The following is a 13,400-nucleotide window of genomic DNA, read 5'->3' as shown; positions in this document are numbered from 1 at the left end:
CTGGCGGGCGGTAAGGCGGGAAATAAAAAACGAGGACCCACCGGCTAAATTGCCAGCGGGTCCTCGTTTATTTAAATGACTAGGATTCTGTATTCGCGTCGTCGCCATCTAACGTATGTGCTAACACACCGTTGATGAACCGACGGGACCGGTCGTCACTAAACTTCTTGGCTAATTCCAAGGCTTCGTTAACGGCTACACGGTTAGGAACTTCTTCCACGTCATCGATTTCGTAAAATGCCAACCGCAAGATCACCAAGTCAGTCTTGGCGATTCGCTTTAATTGCCACCCAGTACTCAAGTATTGGTCGATTTGCGCATCCAAATCACTTTGGCTCGCTAAAACGCCGTCTACCAGAGTCTGTAAGTAATCTGGCACTGGAACGAGTTGGTTCGGGTCATCCGTCAAAACACGTTGAAACAACGCATCATGATCGGCATCGGGATTGGCGTTCAAGGCAAAAAGCATTTGAAACGCGCGTTCCCGAATTTGATGTCGTGTAAGTGTCACTATTGGTCACTGTCTCCTTCATCGGTCTGGTTGAACAGGTTATCTGGATCGACCTGTTGCGCCGTCTTTTCGGGAATGACGCCTTCCACGTGAACGTTAACTTCACGTAAATCGAGGTCCGTCATGAACAACAATTGTTGCTTCACGCTATCTTGAATGGCCAAGGCAACCTTGGGAACCGCTACCCCGTAATTCAAGTAAACGTAGACATCGACCGCCAATTCGTCGCCGTCAAAGACTAACTTAACGCCCTTGCCATGTTGCTCCTTGCGACCAAATAATTCGGTGACGCTGTTTGCCAGAGAACCTCGCATCCGAGCGACCCCTTCAGTTTGACTAGCCGCGATGCCGACGATGATTTCGAGGACTTGCGGTGCCACTTCGATCTTGCCCAAAGCAGGTTCCTTGGATTCTAAAATAATATTAGTATCTTCTGCCATTCGTTGACCCTCCCTTACTGATTAAACGTGTGGTAAACCTAGGCGCGAGAAATGTACGTGCCGTCGGTGGTGTTGATGGAGAGCTTGTCGCCTTCGTTAACGAAGAATGGCACTTGTACGACTAAGCCAGTGTTCATGGTAGCAGGCTTGGAACCACCAGAAGCGGTGTTTCCCTTGATACCAGGTTCAGTAGCCGTAACTTCCAAGACAACGGTGTTTGGTACTTCGATTCCTAAGACTTCGGAATTGAATTGAACCAAGTCAACGTTCATGTTTTCTTGTAAGTATGGCAGTTGATCCTTGATTTGATCATCTGGCACTTCAATTTGTTCGAAGTTGTCAGTGTCCATGAAGACCCGGTTGTCGGCGTCTTCGTACAGGTATTGCATAGAACGCGTTTGGATATCAGCACGTTCCATCTTGGCACCGGCACGGAAAGTCTTTTCTTGAACGGCACCCGTCCGTAAGTTCTTAAGCTTTGAACGAACGAAAGCGCCACCCTTACCAGGCTTAACGTGTTGGAATTCAATGATCCGCCAGATTGCGTGATCGACTTCAATAGTTAAACCGTTTTTAAAATCAGCAGTAGAAATTGCCATAATGTGTTCAGCCTCCTAAAATATGTCCTCTTTATAATATCAATTCTTACCCATAAAAAGCAAGATACGTGGGCCACTTACAGAATAATTAAATTCCGGGGTACCGTCGTCAGGACTTCGTGACCGGTTGGCGTCACCAATAAATCATCCTCAATTCTGATACCACCCTTGCCGGCAAAGTAAACACCGGGTTCTACCGTAACGACCTCGTTAGCAGTCATTACGTCTGGCCAACCGTGGCCAATGTTCGGTCCCTCGTGAATGTCCAAGCCAATTCCATGGCCGGTTCCGTGAATGAACGCCTCACCAAATCCGCGTTCGGTCAAGAAATTGCGACCGATTGCATCCAGTTGGCCGCCAGTCACGCCAGGTTTAACCGCTGCCATGATCTTTTCTTGGGCACTTTGAACGGCCTGGTAAGCCGTCCGCAACATTTCGCCAGGATCGCCCAAGGCCACCGTCCGGGTCACATCAGAGGTGTACCCATCCACGTAAAAACCACAATCAACCGTTACGAGTTCGCCGTGAGCTAACACTTTGTCGCTCGCTTGTCCGTGTGGCCAGGCGGAACGCTCTCCACTAGCTACGATGGTCCCAAAACTGGGGCCCGTTGCACCGTGATCTTGCATCCAGCGTTCGAGCCACTGGGCAGCCTGCCGCTCAGTCATCCCGGGTTTGAGCACATCAAAGAGAGCTAACAGTCCTTCACTCGTCAGGGTCGTGGCGTGCCGAAGAGCGGCCACCTCAGTCGGTTCCTTGATTTGACGGAGCCCGTCAACTACACCAGCCATCGGCACGATGTCAGTCATCAGGTGCTCGTCTAACCAATCAAATTCGGCCAAGGTCAAACTATCCTCGATACCCAATACAGTCGCGTGAACAGCCTCTAAGGCGTCGTCAACGGCCTGCAAATAGTTACGGGTGATTGTTTGTGGTATGTTTGGCATGGTTTCCGCCAATTCACTCTGATAGCGGGCATCAGTCACAAAGACTGCCGAATTGGCCGTCACTAATAAATATCCGTCACCAGGTTCGACACTCGCACCAGCCAGATACAGCTGGTTGCTGGGTGATGAAACCAAAAAGCTATCGATACTCAGGTCAGCAAACTTGGCCTGCAACTGTTCAATCCGAGTCATCATGACCGCCTCCTTGAAATTGTTCCCTTAAACTTGAGAAGTCGCCTTACCGGTCGGCCATTCTGGGCTGGAACGGTGCCGCCACAACTTTAAGCCTTGAAACCCACAAGTCTTAAAGCTCGGTCTTGGTCTAAGCCGTAAACGATCAAAAACAACGCGGCGCCTGAGCCCAGAATGGCCGACCTCTCGGCTTACACAGGTTTCACCACAATTAGCCAGTGTAGCTATTCTTCATCAGTCAGCAATACACGACTTCTCAGCCGTCCAAGTGACCGATAAACAATTACACGCCATCGCGATTTTCCCACTGACACCCCATTTTAAGGCGAAAAAAGAAGAACTCAAAGCGAATTGGTCTCGCCTCAAGCTCTTCAGTCGTTACGAGGAAAACCTCGTGTTATTTAGCTGCTTCTTCTGCAACTGGGTATACGGATACTTGACGCTTGTCACGGCCAAGACGTTCGAATTTAACGACGCCAGCAACCTTAGCAAACAGAGTATCGTCACCACCGCGGCCTACGTTCAAGCCAGGGTAGATGTGCGTCCCACGTTGACGGTAAAGGATAGAACCACCGGTAACAGTAGAACCGTCAGCAGCCTTCGTCCCAAGACGACGACCAGCAGAGTCACGACCGTTAGCAGTAGACCCACCACCTTTATGGTGAGAGAAGAATTGTAAGTTCATGTTCATCAGCATAAGTTTCACCTCCGCGTTTCAATCTTTGGTTTCAGCGAATTGAATATAATCCGCGTAATTTGTGGCGACATCTCTTAACCCATCCGCAAAACTCTGGAGGAGTGTTTGTCCCTTTAATTCGGTCGTTGCTTCCAGCTTTGGTGGAAGGTGGACTTCCAGATAACCACCTTCCTGATCACGATTGTCAACCTCTATTGGAATCTCAGCGATTCGTTGTAGAGCATTGACCGTCGTAATCGTAAGCACCGAAACCGCAGCACAAACAATATCTTGACCATACTCACCTGAGTCAGCGTGGCCAGTGATTTGGAATGAATCGATTCGGTTAGCTCCATGATGGAACGTCGCGTGAATCATCGAGATCGCCTCTCTTAATCTTTAGGCTTAAGCGTTGATAGCATCAACGACAACCTTAGTGTATGGTTGACGGTGACCCTTCTTCGTATGTTGGCCCTTCTTGGCCTTGTACTTGAAAGTAACAACCTTCTTTTCCAGACCCTGCTTTTCAACAGTTCCGGTAACAGTTGCACCTGCAACAGTTGGTGTCCCAATCTTAGGCGTGTCGCCACCGACAAAGACAACTTGGTCAAAAGTAACCTTTTCACCAGCTTCAACGTTCAACTTTTCGACATAAACAGCTTGGCCTGCTTCGACCTTGTACTGCTTGCCACCAGTTACGATAATTGCGTACATGTATGTGCACCTCCTTATATATTTAGACTTAGACTCGCCGAAAACAAGTGCTCCGCAAGCGGAAATCTTAACTAACTTGTCCCGAGCGGTTGCAGCTGTGGAAGTCCACAAATACAACATGAAAATTATACTTGATGGGGTCAGCCACGTCAAGCTTTTTCTACACCAACCGTCAGATCTAGTCCTACCGGAGCAAACCAGGCCGCTACTGGCATGGTTTCCGGCGTGATCATTTGGTAAAAAGAATTTGCCAAATAATCCGGCCGGTACCGGCGATCATCACGCAACCAATGTTGCACTAAGCCGATAAATGCTGTGGCTAGGAAGGTCACCTGCACGTCCAACGGTGGCTCATTATTCAGTCGTTCGACCTGCTCACCAAACTGTGCTAACTCCCGTTCGAACCGTTGAACCAGTCGTGGGCGAAATTGTGTGAACTGCGGGTGCAGCAGAACGGCTAGAATCTGATGATGGTCGTCCGCAAACCGCAACGCTGGTCCCAACGCGAAACCACTCACGGGTTCCCCATTGGGAGCTAACGTGGTCTTAGCGGCTGCCAACCACTCGTCGATTACCTGCTGCTCAGTCTGCTCAAAAAAATCAACCTTGTCTTGATAGTGTAAGTAGAACGTCCCTCGTGTAATCTCCGCCGTCTGTGTTAACTTTTGAACGGAAATTTGCTTCAAAGAATTTTGTTTTAACAGGTGGCTCAATGCCATTCTCAGGCGCTCATTCGTCCGCACCACCCGTGGATCCGTCTGACTGATGATGGTCACTCCCTTCTCGTGCACAAAAAGCTAGCCCTTATGATAGCGGACTAGCTTCCGAATTAATAGTTATGTGCTTGCCGGTCTAAATTGACCTGGCGTTTGGCTTCATAGGCCGCTTGAATCTGGTCTTGTTTAAAACCAAAATCAACGAACCCCCACTTCAAGAAGAGCCGCCATGCGTGACGAAAATCTTCCTGCCGGTGGGCAAAATGACTGTTAAACAGCATTCGTTTTAAAATCAAATACTGTTGGTCAAGATCCTTGGCGGGCCGACTACTTTCCAACGTCGTTAGGTCCTCTTCCGTCAACATGATCAAATGCGTCCAAGTCTTCTTAGCCGCTACCAGGAAAAAGAAGTCCATGGCATCCGTGTACTCCGTCAATAACGTTTCAGCGGGCGTCTGACCGTCGTCAGCTTTTCCGCGGTGCGTCTTCCAAACCTTAAACCATTCAGAGGTATTGGCCACTTCTGCCAATTCCACATCTAAAGCCACGTAAGCATTTTCAATCTGACTCTTGCGCGTCATTTCAATATCACGATCAGCAGTAATCTGTTCGTCCAAAGCAATCGATTGTTGCACTAATTTGGCTAACTCTAACACGCTGGGAATCCTCCTATGCAAAAATCAAGGGATCTGAGGCAATCTCTAAATCCGTAAGGTCTTCTAAGTACCAATCGCGCATGAATGGGTATTTCAGGAGCACGTCAAACCAAGAAATCTTCTGTTCATCGTCGTGGACCGTCATGACCCATTCTGGTTGTCCTTCGAGTTGGTTATTGAAGATATCTACAACCACACCCTTATCGAGTTGAATTTCAGCGCCGTTGCCGTTGACTCCGTTGGTCAGCATGTAGTCATTCTTGGCAGCGGTCACAAACAACCGGTCAACCACACCCGCCGGCAAATCAGCTGAACGCACGGCGTAGTTCTGACGATTGGCAGCATCCAAGATGTTGAAGTCTACGGAATAACCGTAATCTTCTTTTAAGTAACGAGCAAAGTCTAAGAGAATTTTCACGGACGTCTTGACCGTTTCTGCCGGCACCGTATCGTGCAAATCGATGATAAATAACTGGGTCAAGGCGTGGCTGTTAAACCGGAACATCTTCCGTTCCAGGTTCAGGTAGAACAGGGACTGCCCTGTGGCGCGTTCCCGGTAGAAGACACCGCCATTCTCGGAAGATTCAACCCGGAAGTTGAACGTTCCCCGGTCACCCAGTGGCGTCAATTGCTGTGTCAGTTCTTCTCTGTGATCACGAGATTGTAGGATAACGTTCTTCCCCTGGTCATGGAGTTCCAACATCCGTGACATGAATAGCAGGTAGTAATCTGCGTTGCTGTATTGGTGAGGGAACGTCACAAAGTCGGAGTCCAACGTAAAATTAGCTAACTCGGTCGCGGCTGCCACCAATTTGTCAGCATCGTTCGTTTTAATCAGTTGGTCCATTAACTGGGTAAACTTCAAGCCAGTCTCTAGCCCCGACTTAATTGCGTCATTATAGTTGACCAGTCGACCACTCGTAGTCAACGTTGATGGATCATTTTCATTAATCATCGACAGTCACCTCACCCTCGCTCTTGCCTAATAAACTATTTAGGTAATCAGCGTACAGACTGGCGTTGTGAGCCTCGAAGTGTTCGAAATCATCGAAGGAATCCCGAATACTTTGCTTTTCGTAGTTCAGGATGGTGTCTTCCTTAGACAGCACCAAAATCTTGTCGTCATTGGCTTTGATTAACTTGTGAGCGTTCAGGGCCTTTTCATCCTCGTCAGCGAGCTTGGTCAATTGATCAATGATCCGTTGACGTTCATCTTTCAGCTTACCAGAATCCCAAGGCAGGCTACTCTTGCCACTATTTTCTTTTAATTGGTCTCGTAACTCGGACTTTTGGTTGTCCCGCGTTGCTTGAGCATCAACTAAATTTTGTAACTGTTCGCTTTCAGCAGAGATGGATTCAATTTTTGCTGTGTTGAGCCGTTGATTTTGGCTTTCCAGGGCAAATGAATCCCGCAACTTTTGATATTCAGTCTTATCAAAATCAAAACGAACGTTGATGACGTCCAGGTCCCCAAATAAACGCCGGTCCCACCAGTTTCCAAAGTAGATATGGAACAGGCCCGTCGTGTATTCTTCGTAGTAGAAAAATGGGTAAATGTGCCCCAAGTAATCGATCAACTTATCACTTAAATAGTGTGCGATTTGGGGGTGAATATTGTCGACTAATTCAGCTAAGTGGTTCACTGACCGTGTCGAACGGGTCTTTTTAACTTCTTCATAATAGCGAACTTGGTCAAGCAGTTCGTAAACTTGTCGGTCATCGCCGTGCTGAACCGCAGCCTGCAACGTACTTAAGTAATCGAGTTTACTTGCGATTGCCTGCGTTAAGACATCGGCTGCACTAGCTTGTTGTTCTTGATTATCCATGAATTATCCCTCATTCTGATGTTCTCTAGCGCTTGCCGTGAACATTTGGTTATAGCTTCATGTTACCAAAAATCCGCACAGAATAAAGCAGTTTGCAGGAATTTCACGTGAAAACCACGAAATTTTTAACCCAAACCCCAAACTACTTAAAAATTACGACCATTTGAAGACAAATATTCTCCAATTTATGGTGCTAACCCATGAGCCGATAAATACTTTTGACCACTAACTAAGCGCTCCGGAGGCCAGGGATTCCGGCTCTAATAGTGGTGTAACACGAATACCGCTGACAGAGGTTTAGTTGAACCACTCCTAACAGCCTCGTTGATTGACAATAGAACACTGTGTAGGCCGAGAGGCAGCCAGATATGGGCTCAGGCGCGTCGTTCTGCTTAGTTAGTAGGCGTCTTTTCCTACTGACTTAGCAGAAGACCAAGCTTGTAGACTCGGGGCTTTCGAGGCTTCAAGTTGTGTCCGCACCGTTCCAGCCCATATCTGGCTGCTGGTAAGGCGGAAGACCACACTAAGTTGCCAAGTATTCAGCACTCAACCAACAAAAAAGCCTGAGATCACCTCTCAGGCTCTTCCAATTGCTATTGCTGAAACGTGTTCTAGCCGGCCATTAACTACCAACCTTTTCACTCTCAGCGTGCCCACACTCCCGAATGTATTTAAGTTCATCCAGGCTGTTTATCTTTTGATTTTTAGTACAATTCCAAGTACTGGTCACGTTCCCATTGAGAAACCTGTGTCCGGTAAGAGTTGTATTCCAAGTTCTTGGCTTCGATGAAGCTTTGGAACAAGTGCTTACCCATGGCCCCACGCATGACGTCGTCGGCAGCTAAGTCCTTCAAGGCGTTGTGCAAGGTATCTGGTAAGTTCGTAATATGGTTTTCCTGACGTTCTTCGGCATCCATCCGGTAAATGTTCCGGTCGACAGCCTCTTGTGGCGCCAACTTATTCCGTAACCCATCAAGACCAGCTTCCAACATGGCAGCGATAGCCAAGTATGGGTTAGCAGCTGGGTCCACACTCCGAACTTCCAAACGGGTGGACAAACCACGGGAGTTTGGTACTCGAATCAATGGTGACCGGTTAGAGCCAGACCAAGCAACGTAAACGGGTGCTTCGTAGCCAGGAACTAAGCGCTTGTAACTGTTAACGATTGGGTTGCAGATAGCCGTGAAGCTCCGGGCATGCTTCATCAAGCCACCCAAGAAATGGTAAGCGTCTTCTGACAATTGCATCTTACCCTTTTCATCGAAGAAGGCGTTCCCCTTGTCATGGAAGAGTGACATGTTCAAATGCATCCCCGAGCCGTTGATACCAGCCAAAGGTTTTGGCATGAACGTTGCGTAGAGGCCGTACTTCCGCGCAATGGTCTTCACAACTAATTTAAAGGTTTGAATGTTGTCGGCCGCAGTCAATGCGTCGGCATACTTAAAGTCAATTTCATGTTGGCCAGGCGCCACTTCATGGTGCGCTGCTTCAACGTCAAAGCCCATTTCTTCCAAGGTCAAGACGATTTCACGCCGGCAGTTTTCGCCCAAGTCCATTGGGGCCATATCGAAGTAGCTCCCCTTGTCGTTGAGTTCAGTCGTTGGCTTGCCATTTTCATCCATCTTGAACAAGAAGAATTCAGGTTCTGGTCCAATGTTAAAGTCGGTAAAGCCCGCCTTACGCATGTCGTTAAGAACCCGGATCAAGTTGTTCCGTGGGTCCCCTTCAAATGGTTTCCCATCAGTCGTGTAAACCTCACAAATAACCCGAGCGATTTTACCCCGTTCCGTACTCCATGGGAAAATCATCCACGTGGAAAGGTCCGGGTACAGGTACATGTCACTTTCTTCAATGCGGACGAACCCGTCAATTGAAGAACCATCAAACATTAGCTTGTTATCAAGCAACTTACCGAGTTGGCTGATTGGTACTTCGACGTTCTTGATTGTCCCGAACAAGTCGGTGAACATCAGACGAAGAAACTTGACGTTTTCATCCTTCGCCATTTGACGAATATCATCTTTTGAATAGTCCCGTTTTGCCATTAAAATCGCTCCCTGTTAGTTTTTAGCGTCTCATTACCTGTGGTTTAAAAGGGTCGTTGTTGCTGAATCCCTGGTGCCGGGTGACCGAGGCCCCCCTGCCGAATGAATTCGTCCTGTAAAATTCGCCGGACATCATCATCCGTTAGCGGCTGGCTCTCAGCGGATTTCTTCTCCTGGGCAGCACGTTGCTGCTGGTTGTAGATTGCTTTGATTCCCGCCACATTGACACCATCGGCCAAGTAATCCTTGATCTCCAGTAACCGGTCAACGTCGTTAAGCGAATACATTCGCCGGTTGCCGTCGCTGCGTTGTGGGAATACCAGGTCTTGAGCTTCATAGTAGCGAATCTGTCGAGCCGTCAAGCTCGTCAGTTTCATAACGGTTCCCATTGGCAACACGGCCAATGAACGCCGCAATTCTTTTTCCTTCATCACTACTGGCCCCCTTTAACTATGGGGTAATCATACCACCCTGAGAACGGGAGTCAAGGCTTCATGTTACATTTTCTAACATGAAGGGCCAAAAAAGTTAGTTCTTTAATTAATCGTAAGAATTAACAACTTATCCAGGCAGTCACTTGTTGGGTAATCTGTTCAAATTCAGCAGGATGTTGCACTAAATCATACCAAGTAGCGGTCGTCTGATTACGGAACCACGTCAGCTGACGTTTGGCGTAGTGCCGAGAATCTTGCTTAATCTGGTCGATTGCCGCTGGATATGCTGCTGGTTGATCAATTATCGGTAACAGTTCGCGGTAACCAATCCCAGTGGCAGCCGGTAAAGCCGTACCACCTTGTGCTGCCAACCAACGCACCTCATCCAACAGACCCGCCTGTACCATCAAATCAACCCGCTGATTGATTCGATCGTACAAACGTTTCCGGTCCGTATTCAGTGCCAGGTAGCATTCATCATATTGGGCACCAGCATCCCCCTGATTAGAAAAGAGCTTACCCGTTACCTGGATAACTTCCAGTGCTCGCACTGTCCGGCGAACGTTGGTGACCGGAATCTTAGCCGCCGCTACCGGATCTTTTTCCGCCAACCGTTGCCAGAGGTACTGGGGACCTTGCTCATTGGCCACCGACCGCAGCTGTTCACGGATTGCTGGGTCTCCGGGAGCCTCTGCGCCCAGCTTCAAGCCATCAAACAGAGCTTGTAAATAAAAGCCCGTCCCACCAGCAATGATCGGTAAGTGGCCGCGGTCCGTAATCTCTTGAATCAATTTCTGAGCAGCCACCACAAACTGTGCGACCGTAAATTGCTGGTCGACGTTGCGAACATCAATCAAGTGATGCGGTGCTTGCGCTTGTTCCTCAGCCGTGGCCTTCGCCGTGCCAATGTCTAAGTGCCGATACACTTGCATGGAGTCACCCGAAATAATTTCACCGTTAAATTGCTGGGCCAAGCGGATCGACAGTGCCGTCTTCCCCACCGCTGTTGGTCCCACGATTGCTAACACTTTTTCCATAGTTAAGATTCTCCTTGTATTTCCGCACGTACGGCAACCGCTCTGGCCGGATAATCGGTGAACATCCCCGCAAAGTGATGCCGAAAACAGTACGTCATATCTGCCTCGTTGTTGACCGTCCAGGGCCGTAATTGCACGTGTGGTAGCCAAAACCGATTCGCTTTGACCCAGTGAATATCCGGGTGCAAAGCGCCCACCTGATGTCGGCGTTGCATCCGGCGAGCCTGCTGTCCCGCGGTTTTAAATAATTTGGCATACTCCGCCTCCGGGTACAGTGCCCGCAGTGTAATCAGTGACTTCGCCCGAAAGCTAGAAAAGACCACCCGAAACGGAACGGACTGTCGCTGAAAATAGCCGGCTAACCGTTGTTCGATCCCAGGATACGGAATCTTATTGGTCTTCAACTCGAGGTTAAAGACCCCCTGAAAGTCGTTCCGAATCAGGAGTTGAATCACTTCATCCAGAGTAGGAACCGGTGTCCCAGCATACTCGGGACTAAAAAAGTGTCCAGCATCCAAGTCTTTGAGCTCTGCCAACGTGAAATCCTTAAGGTAACCGGTCCCGTCCGTTGTCCGATCGACGCGCTCATCGTGCATAATGACCAGCTGATGGTCGCGGGTAAGTTGCACATCCGTTTCGATGCCATCCGCCCCAGCGTCGATAGCCGCTTGAAAAGCGGACAGCGTATTTTCCGGGCGAGTGCCTTTACTTCCCCGGTGGGCAATGATTTGAGTCAGTGGTCGTTTAAACAAGGCAAATGCCTTCCTTCCGCTTTGAATTCTATCTTCTTTCAGGTTACCACAGAATCCCCGATTTTCGCCGCAAATTGCTAGCAATTTACTTAAAAAACAAGCATAATGGAAGCGGATAACTTAAATTCTTAAACGATGGGAGTCGAGTGATATGAAGCACTTCACAAAAGGTTTCTTATTTGGCGTTATTGCGACTGCAAGTGCCGTTGCTGGCGCGGTCTTTTCCTTCAAGAAGAAGGTCGTTGAACCAATTGAGGATCAAGAGGCCCGGTTTGAAGAAAACCGGAAGCGTGCCAACCGCAAGAGTCACGCTGCACACCATAACTAATCGTTTTAACCAGAAAAATCTCGCCTCAGAAAGACTGATTGGGTTTTTGGCTCAACCATCATAAAAAGGTATCACGGAAAAATCCGTGATACCTTTTTTAAGTTACACTATTTAGTCTTCTTAGTCTTTCCTTGCCAACGTGTGTAACCCGTCTTCAGGATCGAAATATCCTGAAAGCCTTCCTTACTGAGGACCAAGGCAGCCCGCGTACTGAGGGCCTTCCCTGAATCGTATAAGTAAACGGGTAAGTCCGCACGCAATTGATGATGGTAAGTCTTAAACGTTGAGTAAGGAATGTTCCGGGAACCCAAAATGTGGCCCGCATCAAAATCCTTTTTCTCACGTAAGTCGACAACCTGTGCCTTACGCATCCCTGCTTGGAAGGTCTCCTCATCAATGACTGTGGCAACCCGGTTGCGACGCATAATCGTCACACCCTGCCATGCTGCCCAGCCAACAATTAAGACCAGGAGGACGATTCCATAGACCGTCCACGCTGAAAGACCGCTATCTCCAATAACCAAAACCAAATCTTCCTTCCTTAACGACTTACTTAATTAGTCTTTTGAAAACGCAAAGCCAATGAAGCGGCACCGATAACCCCAGCGTCGTTACCCAATTGGGCTAAACGTATCTTGGTTGAATCCCGCACTGCTGGAAAGGCGTTTTCTTGGAAGTAACGCGTCGTTGGTTGTAACAACGTGTTACCAGCGTTGGACACCCCACCACCAATGATGATGTTAGCTGGATTCAAAATGTTGGCTACGTTAGCCAATGCCAAACCTAAGTAGAAGGTCACCCGATCAACCACTTGGTTAGCCAAAATATCACCGTTATCAGCCAGGTAGAAGACCATCTTAGACGTAACACTTTCTTGATTGTCTTCCATTTCCTTCAAACGAGATGTTCCCATGAAGTCCTTGGCCATGTCAGCAGCGACGTGGACGACCCCAGTTGCAGAGGCGTACTGTTCAAGACAGCCCCGCTTCCCACAAGTACACAGGTACCCATTGGGTTGAACCGTCACGTGGCCCAATTCACCAGCACCACCATTGATACCGTGCAAAAGGTGGCCACCAGCGATGACCCCACCGCCGACACCAGTTCCTAAGGTAACAAAGACAACGTCCTTGTCCTTTTCACCGGCACCCTTCCAGTATTCACCCAATGAAGCAACGTTTGCATCATTATCTAAGATGAACTGCAGACCAATTCCGGCTTGAATCTGGTCACGAACTTGTTGCCGTTTCTTCCAGTTTAAATTAAAGGCACCGATAACCGTTCCGTTTTCAATATCGACGGAACCTGGCGTCCCCATACCAATTCCCAGAAAATCATCCTTGCTAAATTCTGAGTTCGTAATGTGTTGGTTGATCGAATCAATGATATTTGGAACGATGTGACTGCCCTCATCCTTAATATCGGTCGGAATGCTCCACTTTGTGAGGATGTCCCCATTAGTTGAGAGGAAGGCCATTTTCGTGGTCGTTCCACCCAAATCGATTCCAATTAAATTCCGTGCCATAA

Annotated in this window: 18 protein-coding genes and 1 other annotated feature; of the genes, 1 reads left to right on the top strand and 17 read right to left on the bottom strand. The window is 48.5% G+C overall.

Annotation, left to right across the window (positions count from 1 at the left end):
• Positions 1–79 precede the first annotated feature (79 nt).
• From nusB to EKM75_RS04565, 15 genes are all read right to left on the bottom strand, one after another.
• The gene (gene nusB, locus EKM75_RS04635; RefSeq protein WP_125683375.1) at positions 80–511 is read right to left on the bottom strand and encodes a transcription antitermination factor NusB; all 432 of its coding nucleotides are present in this window, start codon (positions 509–511) and stop codon (positions 80–82) included.
• Complete coding sequence (locus EKM75_RS04630) at positions 511–951, bottom strand: Asp23/Gls24 family envelope stress response protein (RefSeq protein WP_125683373.1); 441 nt, start codon at positions 949–951, stop codon at positions 511–513. Before EKM75_RS04630 ends, nusB begins: the two co-directional genes overlap by 1 nt.
• Positions 952–989: 38 nt before the next feature.
• Positions 990–1,550: an elongation factor P gene (gene efp / locus EKM75_RS04625; RefSeq protein WP_125683371.1), complete on the bottom strand. Its 561-nt coding sequence runs from the start codon at positions 1,548–1,550 to the stop codon at positions 990–992.
• Between the two features lie 77 nt (positions 1,551–1,627).
• Positions 1,628–2,692 (bottom strand): M24 family metallopeptidase, encoded by a 1,065-nt coding sequence (locus EKM75_RS04620; protein ID WP_125692505.1) that lies wholly within the window; start codon positions 2,690–2,692, stop codon positions 1,628–1,630.
• Between the two features lie 394 nt (positions 2,693–3,086).
• Positions 3,087–3,380, bottom strand: a complete 294-nt coding sequence (gene rpmA / locus EKM75_RS04615) for a 50S ribosomal protein L27 (protein ID WP_269801535.1) — start codon at positions 3,378–3,380, stop codon at positions 3,087–3,089.
• 24 nt (positions 3,381–3,404) lie between these two features.
• Positions 3,405–3,743 carry a ribosomal-processing cysteine protease Prp gene (locus EKM75_RS04610; protein ID WP_125692503.1) on the bottom strand — a complete coding sequence of 113 codons (339 nt, stop codon included), beginning with the start codon at positions 3,741–3,743 and terminating at the stop codon, positions 3,405–3,407.
• 27 nt (positions 3,744–3,770) lie between these two features.
• Positions 3,771–4,079 (bottom strand): 50S ribosomal protein L21, encoded by a 309-nt coding sequence (gene rplU, locus EKM75_RS04605; protein ID WP_011667708.1) that lies wholly within the window; start codon positions 4,077–4,079, stop codon positions 3,771–3,773.
• Between the two features lie 20 nt (positions 4,080–4,099).
• Positions 4,100–4,180, bottom strand: a sequence feature (ribosomal protein L21 leader region).
• A gap of 48 nt (positions 4,181–4,228) precedes the next feature.
• On the bottom strand, positions 4,229–4,870 hold the full coding sequence (locus EKM75_RS04600; protein ID WP_225426659.1) for a TetR/AcrR family transcriptional regulator: 642 nt from the start codon (positions 4,868–4,870) through the stop codon (positions 4,229–4,231).
• Positions 4,871–4,908: 38 nt separating this feature from the next.
• The gene (locus tag EKM75_RS04595) at positions 4,909–5,451 is read right to left on the bottom strand and encodes a dUTPase (protein WP_125692501.1); all 543 of its coding nucleotides are present in this window, start codon (positions 5,449–5,451) and stop codon (positions 4,909–4,911) included.
• 13 nt (positions 5,452–5,464) lie between these two features.
• Positions 5,465–6,406 carry a hypothetical protein gene (locus EKM75_RS04590; RefSeq protein ID WP_125692498.1) on the bottom strand — a complete coding sequence of 314 codons (942 nt, stop codon included), beginning with the start codon at positions 6,404–6,406 and terminating at the stop codon, positions 5,465–5,467.
• Positions 6,399–7,277: an exonuclease SbcC gene (locus EKM75_RS04585; RefSeq protein WP_125692496.1), complete on the bottom strand. Its 879-nt coding sequence runs from the start codon at positions 7,275–7,277 to the stop codon at positions 6,399–6,401. The genes EKM75_RS04590 and EKM75_RS04585 overlap by 8 nt, the downstream gene beginning before the upstream one ends.
• 704 nt (positions 7,278–7,981) lie before the next feature.
• Complete coding sequence (glnA, locus tag EKM75_RS04580; RefSeq protein ID WP_125683359.1) at positions 7,982–9,322, bottom strand: type I glutamate--ammonia ligase; 1,341 nt, start codon at positions 9,320–9,322, stop codon at positions 7,982–7,984.
• Positions 9,323–9,366: 44 nt separating this feature from the next.
• Positions 9,367–9,753, bottom strand: a complete 387-nt coding sequence (locus EKM75_RS04575) for a MerR family transcriptional regulator (RefSeq protein WP_125692494.1) — start codon at positions 9,751–9,753, stop codon at positions 9,367–9,369.
• 122 nt (positions 9,754–9,875) lie between these two features.
• On the bottom strand, positions 9,876–10,793 hold the full coding sequence (miaA, locus tag EKM75_RS04570) for a tRNA (adenosine(37)-N6)-dimethylallyltransferase MiaA (protein WP_125692492.1): 918 nt from the start codon (positions 10,791–10,793) through the stop codon (positions 9,876–9,878).
• Between the two features lie 2 nt (positions 10,794–10,795).
• Positions 10,796–11,545, bottom strand: a complete 750-nt coding sequence (locus EKM75_RS04565; RefSeq protein ID WP_125692490.1) for a glycerophosphodiester phosphodiesterase — start codon at positions 11,543–11,545, stop codon at positions 10,796–10,798.
• Between the two features lie 151 nt (positions 11,546–11,696).
• Between EKM75_RS04565 and EKM75_RS04560 the strand changes: the two genes are divergently transcribed.
• Positions 11,697–11,873, top strand: a complete 177-nt coding sequence (locus EKM75_RS04560; RefSeq protein WP_125692488.1) for a DUF3042 family protein — start codon at positions 11,697–11,699, stop codon at positions 11,871–11,873.
• Between the two features lie 107 nt (positions 11,874–11,980).
• Here EKM75_RS04560 and EKM75_RS04555 read toward each other — a convergent pair whose 3' ends face one another.
• Positions 11,981–12,397, bottom strand: a complete 417-nt coding sequence (locus EKM75_RS04555; protein ID WP_125692486.1) for a rhodanese-like domain-containing protein — start codon at positions 12,395–12,397, stop codon at positions 11,981–11,983.
• A 29-nt stretch (positions 12,398–12,426) separates the two neighbouring features.
• Entirely contained in the window at positions 12,427–13,398 is a 972-nt protein-coding gene (locus EKM75_RS04550) for an ROK family glucokinase (protein WP_125692484.1), read from the bottom strand.
• Positions 13,399–13,400 lie beyond the last annotated feature (2 nt).

This window comes from Levilactobacillus tongjiangensis (assembly GCF_003946345.1).
GTDB lineage: Bacteria > Bacillota > Bacilli > Lactobacillales > Lactobacillaceae > Levilactobacillus > Levilactobacillus tongjiangensis.
Note: the sequence above shows the minus strand (reverse complement) of the source record. Positions and strands in the feature narration are given on the sequence as shown.

Coding starts and splice junctions, on each gene's coding strand:
- EKM75_RS04630 (WP_125683373.1), bottom strand. CDS start 951: ATGGCAGAAGATACTAATATTATTTTAGAATCCAAGGAACCTGCTTTG.
- efp (WP_125683371.1), bottom strand. CDS start 1,550: ATGGCAATTTCTACTGCTGATTTTAAAAACGGTTTAACTATTGAAGTC.
- EKM75_RS04620 (WP_125692505.1), bottom strand. CDS start 2,692: ATGATGACTCGGATTGAACAGTTGCAGGCCAAGTTTGCTGACCTGAGT.
- rpmA (WP_269801535.1), bottom strand. CDS start 3,380: ATGAACATGAACTTACAATTCTTCTCTCACCATAAAGGTGGTGGGTCT.
- EKM75_RS04610 (WP_125692503.1), bottom strand. CDS start 3,743: ATGATTCACGCGACGTTCCATCATGGAGCTAACCGAATCGATTCATTC.
- rplU (WP_011667708.1), bottom strand. CDS start 4,079: ATGTACGCAATTATCGTAACTGGTGGCAAGCAGTACAAGGTCGAAGCA.
- EKM75_RS04590 (WP_125692498.1), bottom strand. CDS start 6,406: ATGATTAATGAAAATGATCCATCAACGTTGACTACGAGTGGTCGACTG.
- EKM75_RS04585 (WP_125692496.1), bottom strand. CDS start 7,277: ATGGATAATCAAGAACAACAAGCTAGTGCAGCCGATGTCTTAACGCAG.
- glnA (WP_125683359.1), bottom strand. CDS start 9,322: ATGGCAAAACGGGACTATTCAAAAGATGATATTCGTCAAATGGCGAAG.
- EKM75_RS04575 (WP_125692494.1), bottom strand. CDS start 9,753: ATGAAGGAAAAAGAATTGCGGCGTTCATTGGCCGTGTTGCCAATGGGA.
- miaA (WP_125692492.1), bottom strand. CDS start 10,793: ATGGAAAAAGTGTTAGCAATCGTGGGACCAACAGCGGTGGGGAAGACG.
- EKM75_RS04560 (WP_125692488.1), top strand. CDS start 11,697: ATGAAGCACTTCACAAAAGGTTTCTTATTTGGCGTTATTGCGACTGCA.
- EKM75_RS04550 (WP_125692484.1), bottom strand. CDS start 13,398: ATGGCACGGAATTTAATTGGAATCGATTTGGGTGGAACGACCACGAAA.